The 17,855-nt window shown below is 41.0% G+C and carries 10 protein-coding genes; 8 read left to right on the top strand and 2 right to left on the bottom strand.

The annotated features are described in order from the left end of the window. Positions 1-56: 56 nt before the first annotated feature. From IQ226_RS21965 to IQ226_RS21955, 3 genes are all read left to right on the top strand, one after another. Positions 57-377 carry a PIN domain-containing protein gene (locus IQ226_RS21965; protein ID WP_193898918.1) on the top strand — a complete coding sequence of 107 codons (321 nt, stop codon included), beginning with the start codon at positions 57-59 and terminating at the stop codon, positions 375-377. A 48-nt stretch (positions 378-425) separates the two neighbouring features. Then, positions 426-575 carry a hypothetical protein gene (locus tag IQ226_RS21960; RefSeq protein WP_193898912.1) on the top strand — a complete coding sequence of 50 codons (150 nt, stop codon included), beginning with the start codon at positions 426-428 and terminating at the stop codon, positions 573-575. A gap of 154 nt (positions 576-729) precedes the next feature. Next, entirely contained in the window at positions 730-1,665 is a 936-nt protein-coding gene (locus IQ226_RS21955; protein ID WP_193898910.1) for a DUF4351 domain-containing protein, read from the top strand. A gap of 6 nt (positions 1,666-1,671) precedes the next feature. Here the strand turns inward: IQ226_RS21955 and IQ226_RS21950 are convergent, their stop codons facing one another. After that, the gene (locus IQ226_RS21950) at positions 1,672-1,812 is read right to left on the bottom strand and encodes a hypothetical protein (protein WP_168467457.1); all 141 of its coding nucleotides are present in this window, start codon (positions 1,810-1,812) and stop codon (positions 1,672-1,674) included. A 40-nt stretch (positions 1,813-1,852) separates the two neighbouring features. Here IQ226_RS21950 and IQ226_RS21945 point away from each other — a divergent pair, with 40 nt between their 5' ends. The 5 genes from IQ226_RS21945 (at position 1,853) to IQ226_RS21925 (ending at position 4,125) form a co-directional block, all read left to right on the top strand. Continuing rightward, positions 1,853-2,146 carry a type II toxin-antitoxin system HigB family toxin gene (locus tag IQ226_RS21945; RefSeq protein WP_193898916.1) on the top strand — a complete coding sequence of 98 codons (294 nt, stop codon included), beginning with the start codon at positions 1,853-1,855 and terminating at the stop codon, positions 2,144-2,146. Between the two features lie 14 nt (positions 2,147-2,160). Next, the gene (locus IQ226_RS21940) at positions 2,161-2,460 is read left to right on the top strand and encodes a type II toxin-antitoxin system HigA family antitoxin (protein WP_168467458.1); all 300 of its coding nucleotides are present in this window, start codon (positions 2,161-2,163) and stop codon (positions 2,458-2,460) included. Positions 2,461-2,568: 108 nt separating this feature from the next. Continuing rightward, complete coding sequence (locus IQ226_RS21935; protein ID WP_193898908.1) at positions 2,569-2,841, top strand: BrnT family toxin; 273 nt, start codon at positions 2,569-2,571, stop codon at positions 2,839-2,841. A 4-nt stretch (positions 2,842-2,845) separates the two neighbouring features. Continuing rightward, on the top strand, positions 2,846-3,043 hold the full coding sequence (locus tag IQ226_RS21930) for a hypothetical protein (protein ID WP_193898906.1): 198 nt from the start codon (positions 2,846-2,848) through the stop codon (positions 3,041-3,043). A 146-nt stretch (positions 3,044-3,189) separates the two neighbouring features. Further along, positions 3,190-4,125: an Rpn family recombination-promoting nuclease/putative transposase gene (locus IQ226_RS21925; RefSeq protein WP_193898903.1), complete on the top strand. Its 936-nt coding sequence runs from the start codon at positions 3,190-3,192 to the stop codon at positions 4,123-4,125. A 259-nt stretch (positions 4,126-4,384) separates the two neighbouring features. On the opposite strand, the gene surE is transcribed toward IQ226_RS21925, so the two are convergent. Continuing rightward, on the bottom strand, positions 4,385-17,635 hold the full coding sequence (surE, locus tag IQ226_RS25340; protein ID WP_228039598.1) for a 5'/3'-nucleotidase SurE: 13,251 nt from the start codon (positions 17,633-17,635) through the stop codon (positions 4,385-4,387). Positions 17,636-17,855: the final 220 nt, after the last annotated feature.

Raw genomic sequence — 17,855 nt, 5'->3', positions numbered from 1 at the left:
TGTTCTCTAGTTAAGTTGCTGGAGTATACTTTACTCATTGCTCTCTACGGTTCTGTATCTTTGTATTTACAGATTATACCCGGAGAGCTTTTTTTACTCAACTTCTAACTTTTCAAACACCCTCTAAGCAAAGATATAGAACCGCCGCAATTCAACTTCTTGAATCTCTAGAATCAGATCCAAATGTTGAAATAGTTCCTCTAACTAATGAACTGTACAATGCGGCTTTTCAATTATTCAGAAGTCGTCAAGATAAAGAATGGGGATTGGTTGACTGCATATCATGTATTGTGATGCAAAATCGGAAAATTACTGATGTGCTAACTGCGGATGAGCATTTCAATCAAATGGGATTTCGGGCGTTATTAAGAAATTAATGAAACAGGAATAGTGAAGCTGACCGAAGATATCGCTTTTTAGGCGATGTGGGATGCGATAGCGAAGCGCGACCTAGGAATCGCTTTTCGATGATGGGGTGCGATCGCTTTTGGGATGTGGGAGGGCGATTGCTGTTTTGGGGATGTGGAAGGGCGATCGCTTTTGTGGGGATGTGGGATGCGATCTCTGTTCTGTAGTGGTGGGAAATGCGATCGCTTGATAAAATAGAAGTAACTTAAAGTTACAGGATAAACAAATAAATGATCACATTAGAAATGGCGATCGCTCCAAAACACACAAAATTAACATACTATCCGTTACCTGTTCCCTTCTTTGTAATATAGAAATAAAATGAGTGAAGTAACAGCAAATTATGATCAATCATGGAAAGAAGCATTAAATGAATATTTTGAAAGCTTCCTAGCATTTTTCTTTCCTGTAGCCCATCAAGCAATAGATTGGACAAAAACCCCTGAATCTTTAGATAAAGAACTGCAAGAAATTACAGCTTCAGGAGAAACCAAGAACCGAATTACCGATAAACTGTATAAAGTTTGGTTATTAGATCAAACTCAAGTATGGATTTTAATCCACATAGAAATTCAGAGTCAATATGATGTCAACTTTGAAGAACGGATGTACATTTATAATTACCGAGCCTTCGACCTTTATCACCAATTTGTAGTAAGTGTAGCAATTTTAGGTGATACAAGTCCTAGTTGGCGACCAAATAGTTATAATAGAGCTATGTTGGATTGTGAATTAAATTTAAAATTCCCCATAGCTAAAATCCTTGATTATGAATCAAAGTGGGATGAACTAGAAAAGAGTGATAATCCCTTTGCTACCATAGTTATGGCGCATTTAAAGACTAAAGCCACCACCAGTAATTTAGCAGAAAGGGAGCAGTGGAAATGGATATTAATTAGAGGACTTTATGACCGGGGCTTCACAAAAGAGAAGGTTATTAAGTTATTTAAAATCATCGACACAATGATGACTTTACCTAAACAATTGCAAGCAGGATTGGTCACGAAAATTAAACAATTCGAGGAGGAAAGAACAATGCCTTTAATTAGCCCAACAGAACAACTAGCTATGGAACGGGGAGAGCAACAGCTAGTTATACGCTTACTAAATCGGCGAATTGGTGAAATTGAATTATCATTGATTGACTCAATTCGTGCATTAACAATTGAGAAATTAGAATTATTGGGTGAAGCTCTCTTAGATTTTTCTTCTATGACTGATTTAGAACAATGGTTACAAAATAACCCAGAGTCTTGAGATTAATCATACTGAATTAAATAGAGCGATCGCCTTTTTGGGGATGTGGAAGGGCGATCGCTTTTGGGATGGTGGGAGTGCGATAGCGAAGCTCACCAAAGGAATCGCTTTTTTGCTATTATCTTGACAATAAACAATAAACTGCAAATGCCAAGTAAACTAATTTTTGATAAATATTGTTATTACAATGAGAATTATTGCTCGGAGTACACTAAGAGAATATTGGCAAAAACATCCTGATACAGAACAGCCTTTAAAAGCATGGTTTGATGATGCTACCCGTGCAAATTGGCCAAGTCCATCAGATATTAAAGAAGTTTATGCTAATGCCAGTATCATTGCTAATAATCGAGTAGTCTTTAATATTAAAGGTAATAATTATCGTTTAATTGTCCATATTCGTTATGAGATTGGGATTATTTTTATTCGCTTTATTGGTACTCATCAAGAATATGACAAGATAGATGCTACAATCATTTAGGGAGGTTCGATATCATGAACTTAAAACCAATTAGAACAGCAGCAGATTATCAACAAGCCTTAAAAGAAATTGAACAAATTTTTGAGGCTGAATCTAATACACCAGAATATGAAAAATTAGATATTTTAACGACTTTAGTGGAAGTTTATGAACAACAAAATTATCCTATTGAACCTCCATCGCCCACTGCCGCAATTTTATATTATTTAGAAAGTCGTAATCAAGGAATTTCTACTTTTATTGAAAATTTAAAACATCATGGAGTTAGTGAAGAAATAATTAATACAGCTTTAAATGAAATGATTCACGGATGATGGGATGCGATAGCGAAGCGCTCCGTAGGAATCGCTGTTTTGGGGATGATGGGGTGCGATCGCTTTTAATAATGTTATAATCACTGCGTCTAAAATTTAATTATATGTATGGAATTTGAATGGGATACACAAAAAGCAAAATCTAATTTATCTAAACACAACGTTTCATTTGAAGAAGCTCAAACAGTTTTCGATGATCCACTCTATGTTGATTTTTATGATCCGGATCATTCTGAAGACGAACATCGTTATATTATTATAGGAGAATCATCAAGAAGTCGGATTTTGTTGGTTTCTTATACAGAAAGAGGGGATATAATTAGAATTATTAGTGCAAGACTTGTGACAAAACAAGAATTAAAAGCTTATCAAGAGGGTTAAGATAATGGAAGATGAACTTAGAGATGAATATGATTTAAAAAGTTTAAAAGTTAGAAAAATGGGAGCTAAACGTACAAGTTTTGGCAATACAATCATTAAATTAGATTCAGATGTTGCCGAATTGTTTCCTAATTCTGAATCTGTTAATGAAGCTTTACGATTTTTGATTAGAATTACTAGAGAAAATAAAGCTACATTTTAATTGTTCGCTTTTTCTGGGGGTAATGGAGAGCGATCGCGTTCGCAAAGCTCGACCTATTAATCGCTAGTGTTGGAATCTGTTAGAATTAATTAGCAAATAGTTTTAAGCTATAGTTCCCATAAATAAATAGTTAAGTAAAAAACACCATGTTTTATCCTCGTCTTAGCGGCGATCGCTATATCAACCCACTCACAGATTTTGGCTTCAAGCGACTATTTGGAACAGAGCCAAACAAAAACCTGTTGATTGACTTCCTGAATGTAATACTACCGCCCCAACATCGAGTCAAAGACCTCACCTACCGCAGCACCGAAAATCTTGGGAATAGCCCCCTTGACTGCAAAGCGATTTTTGATCTTTACTGTCAAAGCGAAAAAGGCGAAAGATTCATTGTCGAAATGCAAAAAGCCAAACATAATTACTTCAAAGACCGCAGCATTTACTACGCCTCCTTTCCCATTCAAGACCAAGCAGAAAAAGGAAATTGGAACTACAAGCTAGAGCCAGTTTACACCATTGGTATTTTAGATTTTGTTTTTAATGAAGATAAAAATGACGACGCTTTCTTGCATATTGTTGAACTAAAAGATCAAGATTGCAAAGTTTTTTATGAGAAACTGAAGTTTATTTATCTGGAATTACCAAAATTCAAAAAAAATATTGATCAACTAAACGACCATTTTGATAAGTGGTTATTTTTACTGAAACATCTACCCGATTTAGAAGAGCCGCCGCTAGTATTGCAAGAGAATGTATTTATGCAACTGTTTGAAGTTGCACGGATTACAGGCTTTTCTCAAGAGGAAAGAGAGGCTTACGAAAATAGCTTAAAGTATTATCGAGATATGAAAGGAGTTATAGAAACAGCACGAGAAGAAGGTAGAGAGGAAGGTAGAGAAGAAGGTATGCGATCGCTTTTGCTAAAACAACTTTCTCGTAAACTAGGAACTATACCTGATGAAATTAAAGTTCTGCTGGATCAGCTAGTTCCAGAACTATTAGATACATTGAGTGAAGACTTGTTTGATTTAGAAGGTTTGGAAGATTTACACAATTGGCTCAAAAATATTCACGGGTGGTGATAGATGATATAGCGATCGCGTTCGCAAAGCGTCCCGGAGGGAACTAGCGCACCGCAGGAATCGCTGTTTGGGGATGATGGGAAGGCGATAGGGATGTGGGAAAATGAGATTTATGTTACAGCAATTCTCACGTTAATCAAATACAATAAAGGGCGCAAGCCCTGCGCCCCTACGGGTTTTGTGATAAAAACTTTACCTCGTAAAACTAAAAATTAGGGGCTTAACGCATTGCGCTAAACCCCTATATGAGAATTAGATTCTAAGCAAAGACAAACTGTTTAGGATCTGCCAAACTTAAACTGCTGGCTTGAATACCAGTCAGAGTCGCTAAAGTTTGATTATTGAAGATAATCGCGGTATCTGCACCAACTTGATTTAACTTCAATGTTGATGTGGTAATACCTAAACTGACAGCACCTTGAATACCGATAACATCAGTACCCAGTTGGAAGTCAAGCACGGTATTAGCCGAAGAGGGCAATTCAGCATTGACAATCCAGAATTGGTCAGCGCCAGCACCGCCGGAAATTAAGTTACCACCACCAAGACTAACTCTGAAGATATCTTTACCATCACCACCCAAAGCGCGGTCATTGCTACCCAAGTAGAAGGTATCATCACCCACACCACCAGATATGCGGTTGCCACCTTGACCATCTCTCGCATCAAAGATGTCATTACCATCGCTACCGAAAGCGCGATCGCCTTTATTGACAAAGATAGTATCATCACCGCTACCCAGATCAACGATATTGTTACCAGCAAAGGGAGAACTTGCACCCAAGACAGTATCAACAGTGTCATCACCTGCGCCAGTGAAGATGGTGTCATTGATACCATCAGTGCCACCACTGACAAACAAATCATCGTTACCAGTTATCCCCGCCACATATTGGGTAGCTTCTGCTATAGCTGCAGATAGACCTAAACGGGAATCAAGGGCGAGGGGTTTGTCTAGTTCCAAGACCACCATTTCATTGTTGTCAATTCCTGGAGGACGACCAATGGAGAAGGGATAGTTGTTATCGTTGGCAACTAAAATGGTTTTGCTGTCAATCACTAAGACATCTTCAATGGTTTGGAAAGGCATATTGTAGGTGGTTTTACCATCACCATTGAGATCCTTGGGATCTTGGATATTAAGTAGGTCTGCTACTTCCTCCTTGGAGACAAAGCCGTTGGCATCAATTTTACTGAAGTCAACCTTGAATATCTTCTTGAAAAGGGCGGTACTACCTTGTCCGTTATCCCGTTCAATGACCAAGAACTCATTGTTATTGATGGGAGTGAAATCACCGATCGCATTGCTGGTACTTACTAATTGATAGCGTCCTATTAATCCTTGGTAGCTTTCACTGGCTACATCGAATTTATAAATCCGTACAGAACCAGCAGGATCGCCGACAACAGTTCCTTCCAACATCGGATAAATGGTTTGACGGTCAGGGCTAAATGCCATGCCTTCAAAGCCTTGGGAGCGGTTCAAATTGGCTGTTACGAGGTCGCCGTAGTAGGGCTGATTGGGAGCAAAGTATTCCGGGGAATTATTGAAGTAAGGAGTATTTAAATTCCCGTTGGGATTGGCATAGCCTGTACCAGCTAGGTAATCATTAACTAGAACTTGTCGTCCTGTTTTGGGGAAGTCGGTAAAGAAACCATCTACACCCAAATCAATGAACTTACGGAACTCTGCACCGGGGTCGTTTTTGTAAGTATCGGGAAGGAAGAACTCGTCATTTCTTAAAGTGTAGAGGTGAACGATTAAACCAGCTTTGTGGGCATCTTGAATCAGGGTTGTGGGTGTGCCTAAAACGCGATCGCCATCACTAATTTGACCATCACCATTGAGATCATCAGCAGTACCATCCTTATTGGCATCTACCGTCAACTGAGGAATAATCCGCTGTTTATTCGGTCCAATTCCTTTGGCGTAGGTAGCAATTTCTGTTAAACCTGCTGGTGTAGAAATATCGGTATAGGTGCGGGTATCACCACTGACTACAAAATCATAAGGACGACCTGAACCGCCAAACAATTGCACTAGAGGAATATCAATCCCTGCGGTGGGCATGATGGTATTTTTCAGTGCCTTGAGGTTAGCAACTTCAAAGGATTGAATGAAGACGCGAGATGGGTCGGTAAAGTTCTCAGCTTTGAGGGTGTCTGCTAAGATTTGGCTAGTATTGATACCTTGCTGTTGAAAGAAAGTAGGATGTTTGGTTTCGGGATAGATACCGATTTTGCGACCTGTTTCTAGTTCGACTTGTTTCACCAAATCAATGACTTCTTTCAAGGTTGGTACTTTCAATCCGTCTTGATCAAAAGTAGTACCACGCAAAGCAGGAATCCGTTCAATCGCATTTAGTTCCTTGACTTCTGCCAGGGTAAAGTCTTCAGCAAACCAACCGGCGACATTACGACCATCTAAATTTTTGATTTTCAGGCGATCGCTAAATTTATCACGTAAGTAAACATCCGTGCTTGTATCGGTAGTATTGATAACTGGCTTGCCATTGGTATCTCGTTGAATTGTGCCGTCAGTATTGAGAACACCGACTGCTAACATGGGTTCATGACGGGCAATTAAGACACCATCTTTAGTTACAGCTAAATCAGGTTCAATGAAATCTGCACCTTGGGCGATCGCTAATTTGTAGGCTTCTATTGTATGTTCTGGACGTTCACCACTTGCACCCCGGTGGCCGATGACGATGGGGGCTTTACCTGTGAGGGTATCAAATTTAGGAGTAGAAAGCACAGTGGGATTTTGGGGCGATCGGACTTGATTCGCCGTAATTTGATCCCGAACCAAATCACCTGTACCGGGGAAATCAGTAAAGTAACCATCTACACCCAAACTAATGAATTGACGATACTCTAATTCAGGGTTGTTATTATAATTTGATGCCAGAGAACGGCTTTCGTTGCGGAAAGTGTAAGGATGGACAAGCAAACCCTCTTTATGAGCATCACTAACTAAGCTGCTGGGCGCTAGGGTAACTTTATCTGCATCGTTAATCACACCATCGTTATTGAGATCATCTGGTTGACCATCATTGTTATTGTCTACAGTCTTCACCGAAACAATCTGGCGTTTCCAAGGCCCAATACCATCGGCATAGGTAGCAATTTCTTTCAAACCAGCAGGAGTTTGTAGATCTCCATAGGTGCGAGTATCTCCCTTAACAGTGAAATCATAAGGACGAGCGTAAACATCTTGATACAACAGTGTGCCATCGTTGGCGACATCGTAGGCATCAAGCAATTGTACCAAAGGAAGATTCACACCAGCAGCCGGCATGATGGTATTGTTTAAATCCTTGAGATTGCTGACTTCAAAGGACTGAATGAAAATCCGTTTGGGATCAGTAAATCCTTTCGCTTTGAGGGTGTCAATCAGTTTTTCTTCCAGTGACAAGCCCAAATTATCGTGATAGGTGGGGTGTTTGGTTTCAGGATAAATACCGATTTTCTTACCAGTTTGTACCTCAACCTCTTTCACCAAATCAATAATTTCGCCCAGGGTAGGAACTTGGAGAAGACCGTTGTATAACTGATCTCGGAAACCTTGAGGCATGACAGCCCGCAGAGTTTTAATTTCTGCCAAGGTAAAGTCGGAAGCAAAGAAACCTTCTTCAGCCACACCATCTACCAACACCGTCTTTTTCCGACTAGCAAATTCAGCACGACTAGCTACATCAGTAGTATTGATGAGATTTGGTTCATGACGGGCAATTAAGACCCCATCTTTAGTGGATACCAAATCTGGTTCAATGAAGTCTGCACCGCGTAAAATCGCCAAGCGGTAGGCTTCTATGGTATGTTCTGGCAGTTCACCACTAGCGCCACGATGTCCGATCACAATTGGTGCTTGACCGTTGAGGGTATTTAGTTTAACGGGGTTAGGAGTAGGGAAGGGGGCATCTAGTAATACACCATTGCTATTGAAATGTAGTAGGTAAGTTCCAAATTCATCACCGACCCAAATATCGCCTTTAGCATCAATCACAAAGGACTCTACATCAAAGTCAGCCCCGGTCAGTTCCCGTTTGGCTGTGTTTTTATTGACAATATCAAAGGGGATTAATTTATTGGGGTCAGAGAGTTGAATGAAGTTTTGAACCGCTACAGAACCATTAGCGTTTTCTGTACCCGCAAAATTGGGGTCAACTTGGTAAAGTCGCAGGAGGAAATCAGCACTGTTATTTTTTGCGCCAAAACCGTTATCTGCTAAGAACCAAAATACAGAACCACCACTATTGGGGGCAAACTGCACACCACTGAATCCTTGCACTGGTTGACCAGGGAAGGGGGTAGTGCGTCCATTGGTAGGATTGGTTACGGCTGCACCTGAAGCAGGACCTGCTGCGAAGGTATCAGCAGGTAGAGAAGCAAAACCTTTGAGTGTCACCATAGGAGAAGTAATATTTAGGGTAGTTGAACTTTGATCATCTTCTTGGGCGTTGTTGTTACCAGCACCAGAATCAAAGTCAGGTTGATTTTGGGCGGTAATTTCGGCTTTATTGGTTAATGCCCCACTTTGAGTCACTTTGGCTGTGAGTTTTAGGGTGCGGGTAACATTACCAGCAATTTCTCCCACATCCCACACACCGGTTTGACTGTTGTAAGTTCCCTGTTCCGGTGTTGCAGAGATGAGGGTAAATGGTTGTGGTAAGAAATCTGTGACTTTAATGCCATTAGCCAGTAAAGAACCTTTATTAGAAAGGGTTAAGGTGAATGTTACTTGGTCTCCGATAACTGCGTTCGTGACATTTGCAGTTTGACTCAACTCTAAATCTACAAAGTTATTAGGTTTGACTTCAAACTGGCTGACAATTTTCGGCTGACGACTAGATATAGCTGCGGGATTTGCTTCTAGTTCCTGACGGGTGTAAGGGTCAATGCCGTAGGTGGTGACAGTCAACTTTTGAGTGGCTTGGTCAATGTTAAACTCTGTCCAGCCGTAGGTATGAGTAGCAACATAGTCACCTTGCAATAACTTGGCATCAATCAAACCGTTAGCTACAGCTAGATTGTTATTCAAGCCAATGGGGTCATAACCTAAAGCATTGATGCCACCATTAACGACTTGTTTGATGAAATCGTCTCTATCATTAACTGTGCTGTCAACGTCATTAGCTACGGGTAGGGAATTGTAAAATGCCTTTTGTTCAGGAGTGAGGAACAAATTACCCACTGTTGGCCCAAAAGGAGCATCATAAGCTACAGAACCAGTAATAATTTCAAAGGCACTGGTGGGGATTTGTGCCTGTCCTGGTGCTAATTGGTAGGTGAGGTTGTTGACTAATGTGCCGTGGAAGTCTGCGGTGACAAAGACAACGTTACTAATTTTGCTGTCGTTGATGAATTTGAGAATTTCTGTTCTTTCTGCCGCATAGCCTTCATATCTATCGGCAGCGATCGCTACTCCCAAATTCTGAATAGGCTCTGGCAATATGATAAACTTCCAGGTGATGCCATCCTTCTGTGCTTGGATTAAGTCGCGTTTGAGGTCATCCAACTGGACTTTTCCTAACATTGTCCGGTTAGGATTAAAGGAATCAGTCAGGAATTTTGTCACCTGAGTGGCATCACTAATATTAGCAACATCTGTTAAGCCTGGGTCACGGAAGGAACGGGCATCAAGAACGAAGGTGGCTGCATCACTACCAAAGGTATTGTAACGATAAAGTTTGCGTTCTCCCGCCGTGCGAGTATCCCCTGTTGCGCCATAGAATTGGTCACTAATGGGGTTGTATTCTTGGAAGGCTTGGAAACCGGTTTCGTACAGTGGGGAATCGTTAACTAAGCCAGAAGTTGCCCCAAATAGAGTTTTATCTGCGCTGGAGGCTGTGGCTAAATCTTTTCCACCTTGGAAGTCATTGACTACTTCATGGTCATCAACAGTTGCCAAGATGGAAGTAGCAGCCCGTAAATCACCCAGGGTATTTTCACCGTATTTTTGGCTGTAAACTTCTGCTTGTTTGGCACGATATTCATCTACAGTGATAACTTGCTTTTTCTCTGTCCCATCAGGGTTTTTGACGGCAGGTGAAGCCACATCAGCATAGATAGTATCACCCAATTCAACGAAGAATTTCAGGTTGGCATCATCAGCATTGCTAACGGCTGGATAAGGGGCAAGTTCGCCACGCCAATCTCCAGAAACACCGAATTTCAAGCCTGTTTTGTTACCAATTGCGGCGGCTGTGCTAAATTTACCAATGCTGGTTGCCCCGGTGGTATCTGTAACTCGATAGAAGTAGTTGGTATTGGGAGTTAGTCCACTAACTGCCACCTTCACAGGTAGGTTAATGTCAGTGACATTGGCTGTTTGTGTCCCCGCAATGGTACTGAAGTTAGAGTTGGTGGAATACTCAAATTTAACTGCACCGGGGAAGATACTCCGCGCCCACAAAACTGTAGAGGTTTGGGTGGTGTCTCCACTGGCAATCCCATTCACAGGTAAAGGTGCGGCATCACTCGCTACTTTTTGAAGACTGGACGCACTTGCACTCCAGTTACCATCAATGGGTGTAATGGTAATGTTGCGTTCTAGGAATTTACCACCTTCTGATTCTATGTCACCTGTAATTGTGGGTGAACCTAAGAGAATGCTGGTGTCACCATTTTGGTTTTTAGCAACATTGAAGTTGAGGCTGGTGGTTTCGTCAAATTTGGTTAATGCTACACCTGTTAAGGTTTTGAGACTGGCATTATCAGGGTTGTAGGCGGGAACGTTGATGTTTAAACCGACACCCTTGGGTAATAAATCTGGGTTAGTACCTTGGGTGGTGAGAAGTTTGTTAATGGTATCTACAACCATTCTAGCAGCAACATCATAAGCCTTTTCGGTGCTGGACTTGTTGCCCTGTTGGAACTCTGCTAAATTGATACCAGCGCTAACTGCGATCGCCGGAATCCCACTTTGTAAGGCCGTAACCGCCGCACTCAGTGTCCCGGAGGAAATAGCATCAAAACCAACGTTTTCCCCTTCATTAATCCCAGAAATTACTAAGTCGGGTTTGGCTAAGTTCTCTTGACTGGGCAAAATATAATCTAAACCTGCCCAAGTGGCAACAACTGGTGTACCGTCAACGTACCATTTATTTTTCGCCCCATCAAATTCGACAACTTCCATATTTTGGAAGATTTTATCGGTATTAATGGAAGTTCCTTTACCGCTTTGTTGGGTTTTTGGTGCAACCAAGATGACGTTATGACCGGCTGCAACTAAGGCATTATAGATAACGTCTATGCCCTTAGCTTGGTAGCCATCATCATTTACCAACAAAATATTTAAGGATTTGCTGGCAGTGGCAATGGGATTAACTAAATTGGGTACAGTTAAAGACAGACGTGGTGCTAATGCTTGACGCTGACTTGCGGTTGTTCCCCAATCACCATCAAAGGCTGTGACGGTAATTTTATCAGCTAAAAACTGTTCTCCCTCAGATGTGGGTTTGGGAGTTGCACCAGCAGGAAGAGAATTTTGGCTGTAAAGTATGCCTTGACCTGTACCGAAATTAGGTGGTAATTGACCAAATTTAAAGTCAAAACTACCTGCTAAATCAAACTCTGTGAAAGCAATACCTGTGATTGGGTTATCAGCAGGAATATTGACATTTAAACCAATACCGTCGGGTAATAATTGGGGTTGATTGCCTTGTTTTGCCTGTAATTGGGCAATTAAATCAACGACGTAATTAGCACCCACTTGATAAGCTTTATCGGTGCTGGGATAACCAGCGGCACGTTCTGATAAAATTATGCCAGCACTAACGGCAATGGACGGCACACCTTGATGTACAGCAGAAACCGCAGCGCTGAGTGTACCAGAAATAATTCCTTCTAACCCCAGGTTTTCCCCTTCATTAATTCCAGAAATGACTAAATCTGGTCGTTGTTTAACAACAAAATCCAATCCTGTCCAAGTGGCAATAACTGGTTTACCATCTACATACCATTTATTTGGTGCGTAGTTGACTACCTCAATGGGTTGGAAAACTTTATCGGTATCAATGGCTGTACCTTGGCCACTTTGTTGGGTTTTTGGTGCAACTAGGGTGACTTTATGACCAGCAGCCACTAGTTTGTCGTAAAGAACATTAATTCCTTTGGCTTGATAACCATCATCATTTACCAACAAGATATTTAAAGATGGTTTGGGTTGAGGAGTTGTCAAGTTATAGGGTAGTTCTAAAATCCCTAGTTTTTCGGTCGGGGTATTACCAGAAACGTTAAAGTCGTTGTCGTTAATTAATGCCAGGGTATTGGGTGCGACTAAAGCTAAACCTTCTAATTTTTCCACACCTGTATAACCAAGTTGGGCAGCATTGGCAATTAAACTTTTGCTAACTGGGGTAATTTTAGCAGTGGTTAATTCGGCTGGTGTGAGTTGTTCAATGGTTTTACCAGCAGGTAAGGTGAAATTAGCAGAATTATTGATATTAGTTGCCCCAGCTAAATTAATTTGATAAATCAATTTGTTGGAGGCATTTGTTCCTAAATCATCCCTTTCGACAACGGCAAATTTACCATTACCCAAGGAAACTGCATCACCGATTTTATCAGTTTTGGCGTTACCAGCAGCAGTGATATTGTCAAGTAAATAGAGATATTCACCAGTGACTTGTTTGGAAATAATGTCAAATTCCAAAATTCTCAAATTACGGGAATTTCTGGATGTTGTATCATTGGCATTATCTGGGTTATCAATGGGACTTTGAATAAAGGCGTAAAGTTTACTACCTTCTAAAGCTACGGCTTCAAAACCGCGATTGTTGCGACGTTGACCATAAACTGCGGGTAATACCTCTGTGCCAAAAGTTCCTGCTGCTGCGTCTGGTTCGAGGGCTGTGGCTGTCCCTTGGGGAATATAACGGTTAAGTAATTTACCATTCACATCGAAGTTATAAATGGCGGGACGGTATTCATCTACCAGCCAATAATCGCCATTTGGGGCAATAACAATGCCTTCAACATCAGCCCCTAACGCTTTATTGGCTATGACTTGACCATCCAAATTAACAGCAATTTCATCGGTGTATGCTGTACCATTTGCCCCTGCTTGCAGGTTGGGAAGTCCAGTTAATGGGGTTGTCCCATCTTTATCAAATAGTCCTGTTCTCTTGATGATGGTAATTGCACCCGTTTGTTTGTTGAGTTCAAAACTGACTATTTCTGGTTGAAAATCGGGTAAATAGAAGGGACGATTAGCACCGGTGGGGTCGCCATTTGGTCCCCTGTCGGTGTGAGTGACAAATTGGAGATTACCATTTACCGCAATACCTTGGAAATACAACCCGGAGAAACCACCTAAGAAGATATCTTGACCTTTGCTAGTTGTTCCTAATTTGGGAAGATTGGTAAATTCGTAATTAGTTAGTCGTGGTTGAGGTAAAGGGCTACGGGGGTCATAACTGTTACTAGCAACAATATTTTGACTATTGAAGAAACCCTGTAGTCTGGCATTGTTGTTAAATGAAACTATTGATTGTTGGGTGTTCAGTAAAGGTTTGATGCCATTAATTTCAACAATCATGTCATCAAAATCTTGGTTGGAATTAGCATAGGGCAACTCTTCTGCACCAAGAACGAACACATTTTCACCTTTAGAATAGGTGACAAATTGGGACGCGCGATCAGGATTTATTATGTTATTGGTAGAGAAGGTATATTTTTTAGCACCTCTACCAGTTGGATCACCATTAGGAAGGTTATTAATCAATCCAAAGTGAAACTGTTGACTAAAGCCTGTAGCAACTTGTAACCCATTAATAGCTACATTACCTTGATCATCAATAGTAACATTAACTGTTTTACCGGCTCCATCAGGACCTTCAAAAATAGTAACAGTCTTGCTAGGATTGGTGGCATCTTGAAGAATAAACTGGTTAGTATCTCGGACATTACCAAACAAATCTAATGTCTCTTTGGGAGTATCTAATCCAGGATTTTGTTCGCCAAGTAATTTAACGGTGAAAGTGTTGCCTGTGAAGGTTGCAAAATTCTTCTGGTCGTTGTTGACGTTAATTACATTCTTGGTTGTATCTATTTTGAGGACTTGGGGTAAGGTAGCAACAATATTTTCCCAAGGTACTAACTTAAAGTTGCTGCTGATGTTCTCATCATCAACAATGGTGGCGGGGTCATTTGCACCGTCTTGGGTGATAAATACACCATAAGGGAAATTGGGACCCAAAGGCAGATTAATAACATCTGCACCGTCGGATTCTTGAACGCTGTCAATTCCGCCATTGTTCCCAACTCCAAATCTGCCTAAAAAGTCGTTGTTGCCTTCACGGGTATATACTGCAAAGGTGTTATCGCCTTGACTGGATGCTAACAGGTAGCCTGTACCGTTTTTACCGTAATAAATGGTTAAGCCTTCAACATCATTGGTGAGGTTTTTGCCTCCTTCGGCTTTGACTTTCTCAATTAATTTACCTGTTGAACCACCATTGGGTTCAGCGTCAAATTTCCAAATCCCCACATCTTCTTGACCAATGTACAGAAATCCTGTTTCTTGGTCTGCTACCATGCCTTCTGTTTGCGGTGTAGTGTCTGGTGTTGTTGATGAAGGAATGGTGAAGCTACGAACTACCTCATAACCAATTTTACCGTTGCCTTTGTCTACTAATTTTAATTGAGCGACATCTCCAGTTTGACGACGGCTGGTAAAGACATAGTAATCGTTGGTGACGGGACTGCGATAGATTGCTAATCCATAAGCACTGCGAGTAGATGCAGAATAAGGGGCAGCGAAAGGTACATTTTGGAAAATTGTGGCGGCGCTACTATCGGTAATATTTTCTAGGAAATTGCCATTAGTGCTGTTAGGATTGATCTTGAAGATTGCTAACTTGTCGTTGTTGCGATCGCTCGCTACAGCAATATCAACTTTCTCACCACCTAATGTAAATCCATATTGCAAATCAACGTTGTTATAACGAATATCTGGATTGCTAGGATTAATGGTTTGCAACAGGTTTCCAGCTAAATCATAAATCCGCAAACCGCCATTTTTAACGCTAGTTACAACTAGGCTTTTGCTAGAATCTGTGGCATTAACATAAATTGCCGGATCATCAGCATCGGCTCTTTGACTAAATGGTAAACTGTCATCATCTAAAAGCGCGGGACGGGTTTCTACAATAGGGGTAGCAGTGGGAACTACATCTGCACTTAATGTGAGGATTTGCGTAAATTGGGTAGCACCAAAGTTGTTATCACTCACCAAAACAATGGATTGCGTACCATCTGCCAATTTTGGACCAAATGCCAGACCTTCAATATTATCTGTACCTGTGGGATGATTGCCGTCACTATTGGGCAAATTCAGAGAATCAAGGTTTAATAACAGACGTTTTTGAGTAGGTTGAATTGCCGCTAGTTGATTAGCATTGAGACTACTCAAGGAATCAACTGTATTGATATCTGTTGCCCCTTGGAGGGTGATTTCATAGATTTTGATCGTGTTTCCTTGTCCAACAGCAAAGGAGCGTTCTAGAGCCAATAAAGTCCCACGATTATCAATTGCTAATAAATCTACCAAACCGTTATCGGCAGCAGTTCCACCTGTAGGAGCTTTAGCAATAGGATCGGTAATATACAGATATTCTTTCTCTGGTTGTCCTGTCACCAAATTATATTGAATAATCCGAGAACGAGCGCTGGTAGTAGTTGTAGCAATTGCACCATCTTGAAAGAGGGCGCTTTCTGTAGCCGTGAATAGGGTTTTTTGGTCAGGAGTAATGGTTAAGCTTTCAAATGCTAAGTTATTACGCACCCCTGATGTTTGAGTATCACCTGTATCAACAACACCATTGCTGTTAGTATCTTGGACTACAGGATTAAATTTCTTGGGTACTGCTAAAGAACGAATTTCCTGTCCTGTAGTTAGATTAAACTCTTTAATGAAAGGATTGGTAACGCGACTTGCACCTAAATCTGGTCTCACTTCCCCTTCGGAAGAGATTAAAACTGTACCATTGCTGGTTAAAGCAATACCTTCTGGATCTAAGCTATTATTTAAAAAAGGATTGCCATTAATATCCTTGAGTTGGACAACGTTGGTAAAAGTTACCGCGTTAGTAACAGGGTCAAGAGTGAAGGTATAAAAACGGGCATTGGATGAGCGATCGTCGGAAATGGCATAATAGCAATTATTTACCGCATCGTAAGTTACACCGGACAATCCACCCAACGCAACTTGTTGACCATTTACTGTTCCGGCTGCGCCAGAGGGAATAAAGCCAGTATTGAAAATAGTTTGTCCCTTGAATCCAGCGCTAACAGCAGTTTTTCCTGGTTCTGTTTCGCCAACTTGCAAATCTGCATATATTAACCGATGGTCAGAACTAGGGAAACCACCAGGAAGACTAGGGTTAAAAGTTCCTACCAATGGGAAATTTGGGTCAGTATTGATAGGCCAATACACTTCTGATTTACTAATTTGCAAGTCAGAGGAGGGAAGTACATAGTCTGTTCGCAGATTTCCCGGTGCAGTATCGGCAAAGTCTGCGGTGTCGAAAGCAGGATTACCTTTATGATTGTTATTTGCCTGACCTTGTGAAGTTGCCTGTTGAGGAGCGCCTAAACTGGTGGGGATAACATTTGTATTGATACTGGGATTTAGTAACAGTTGGCGAATGGCATTGTTATAACTGTCACCATCTAAGGGGTCAGCATTTTGATCACCCATGATGACAAAGCTTGAACCAGCGGCAAGATTACCCTTTTTACCCCCATCATCATAGATATAATCACCCTTACCTGGGGTAATATAATCTGCCCAAAAGCGGATTTCATCACTATTGCGTTTACCGTTGCGGTCTTCAGTTCCGTCAAAGGTAGGTGGTGTGGGGTGACTGACAAGAACATGAACTGTTTCTCCATTTACTGTAATTGGTACATCCCAATGACTTTTAGAAGATAAGCGGAGAACGTTAATTTCTTCAGGTGAATAAAAACCGTTTAAGTTCTCATTTACTGAAGTTGCAGGATTATTTACAGTTAGGTCATTTGTTAATAAGTTTCCCGGCATATCCTTCCACAAGAAATTTTGGAAGGTGCGAATATTAGCTGTATCAATAGGATATTTAGAAAGTAACAACATTCCAAACTGTCCAGGGAAGTTCCCAAAGCCAAAGGCATCATCACCGTATCCGCTTGCGCCTGGAGTTGTGACTGTTGTACCATTATTATTTAAGTCAAAACCGGAAGCAGTCCCAGTATTAGAAGGAGCAATATAAAAGTAGGAATAGTTAACTGGTGTCGCCCCATTTTGACTGATTTGCAGATAATTTTCTCTAAAAAGATTTACTGCTGCGGGAGAATAGTCAAATTCGTTAATTAGTAATACATCTGGGTTGTTGCGTTGAATAATTTCGGCAACTGTTTTTGCTTGAGCGTTGTTAGGGGTAGATAAATCAGTTACTAACTGACCGTCAGCGTTGCGGTTTAGGGACGCATTAAACTGGGAAAAGCGGACTGTAGTAAGTACCATATTTTTTGTGCAGATTTAGCTTAAACAAAGATAATCTGGTGACAGGAAATTGCAGATGATGAAATAGAGAATATCAGTCAAAAGTTAAGATACTAGGACTTACGCATTGACAAAGTAGTAAAATAGTGTATTGATAAAAAGTATCATCTACTTATCAGGTATCGGACAATTAGAAAAATCAGCAAACCTTCCACAGCACAATGCAATCTGGAACATTACA

The organism is Dolichospermum sp. LEGE 00240 (assembly GCF_015207875.1).
Lineage (GTDB): Bacteria > Cyanobacteriota > Cyanobacteriia > Cyanobacteriales > Nostocaceae > Dolichospermum > Dolichospermum gracile.
Note: the sequence above shows the minus strand (reverse complement) of the source record. Positions and strands in the feature narration are given on the sequence as shown.

What these genes read in the sequence shown, in the direction of transcription:
- surE (WP_228039598.1), bottom strand. Translation starts at nt 17,635, where the DNA reads ATGGTACTTACTACAGTCCGCTTTTCCCAGTTTAATGCGTCCCTAAAC.
- IQ226_RS21930 (WP_193898906.1), top strand. Translation starts at nt 2,846, where the DNA reads ATGGAAGATGAACTTAGAGATGAATATGATTTAAAAAGTTTAAAAGTT.
- IQ226_RS21935 (WP_193898908.1), top strand. Translation starts at nt 2,569, where the DNA reads ATGGAATTTGAATGGGATACACAAAAAGCAAAATCTAATTTATCTAAA.
- IQ226_RS21940 (WP_168467458.1), top strand. Translation starts at nt 2,161, where the DNA reads ATGAACTTAAAACCAATTAGAACAGCAGCAGATTATCAACAAGCCTTA.
- IQ226_RS21945 (WP_193898916.1), top strand. Translation starts at nt 1,853, where the DNA reads ATGAGAATTATTGCTCGGAGTACACTAAGAGAATATTGGCAAAAACAT.
- IQ226_RS21925 (WP_193898903.1), top strand. Translation starts at nt 3,190, where the DNA reads ATGTTTTATCCTCGTCTTAGCGGCGATCGCTATATCAACCCACTCACA.
- IQ226_RS21955 (WP_193898910.1), top strand. Translation starts at nt 730, where the DNA reads ATGAGTGAAGTAACAGCAAATTATGATCAATCATGGAAAGAAGCATTA.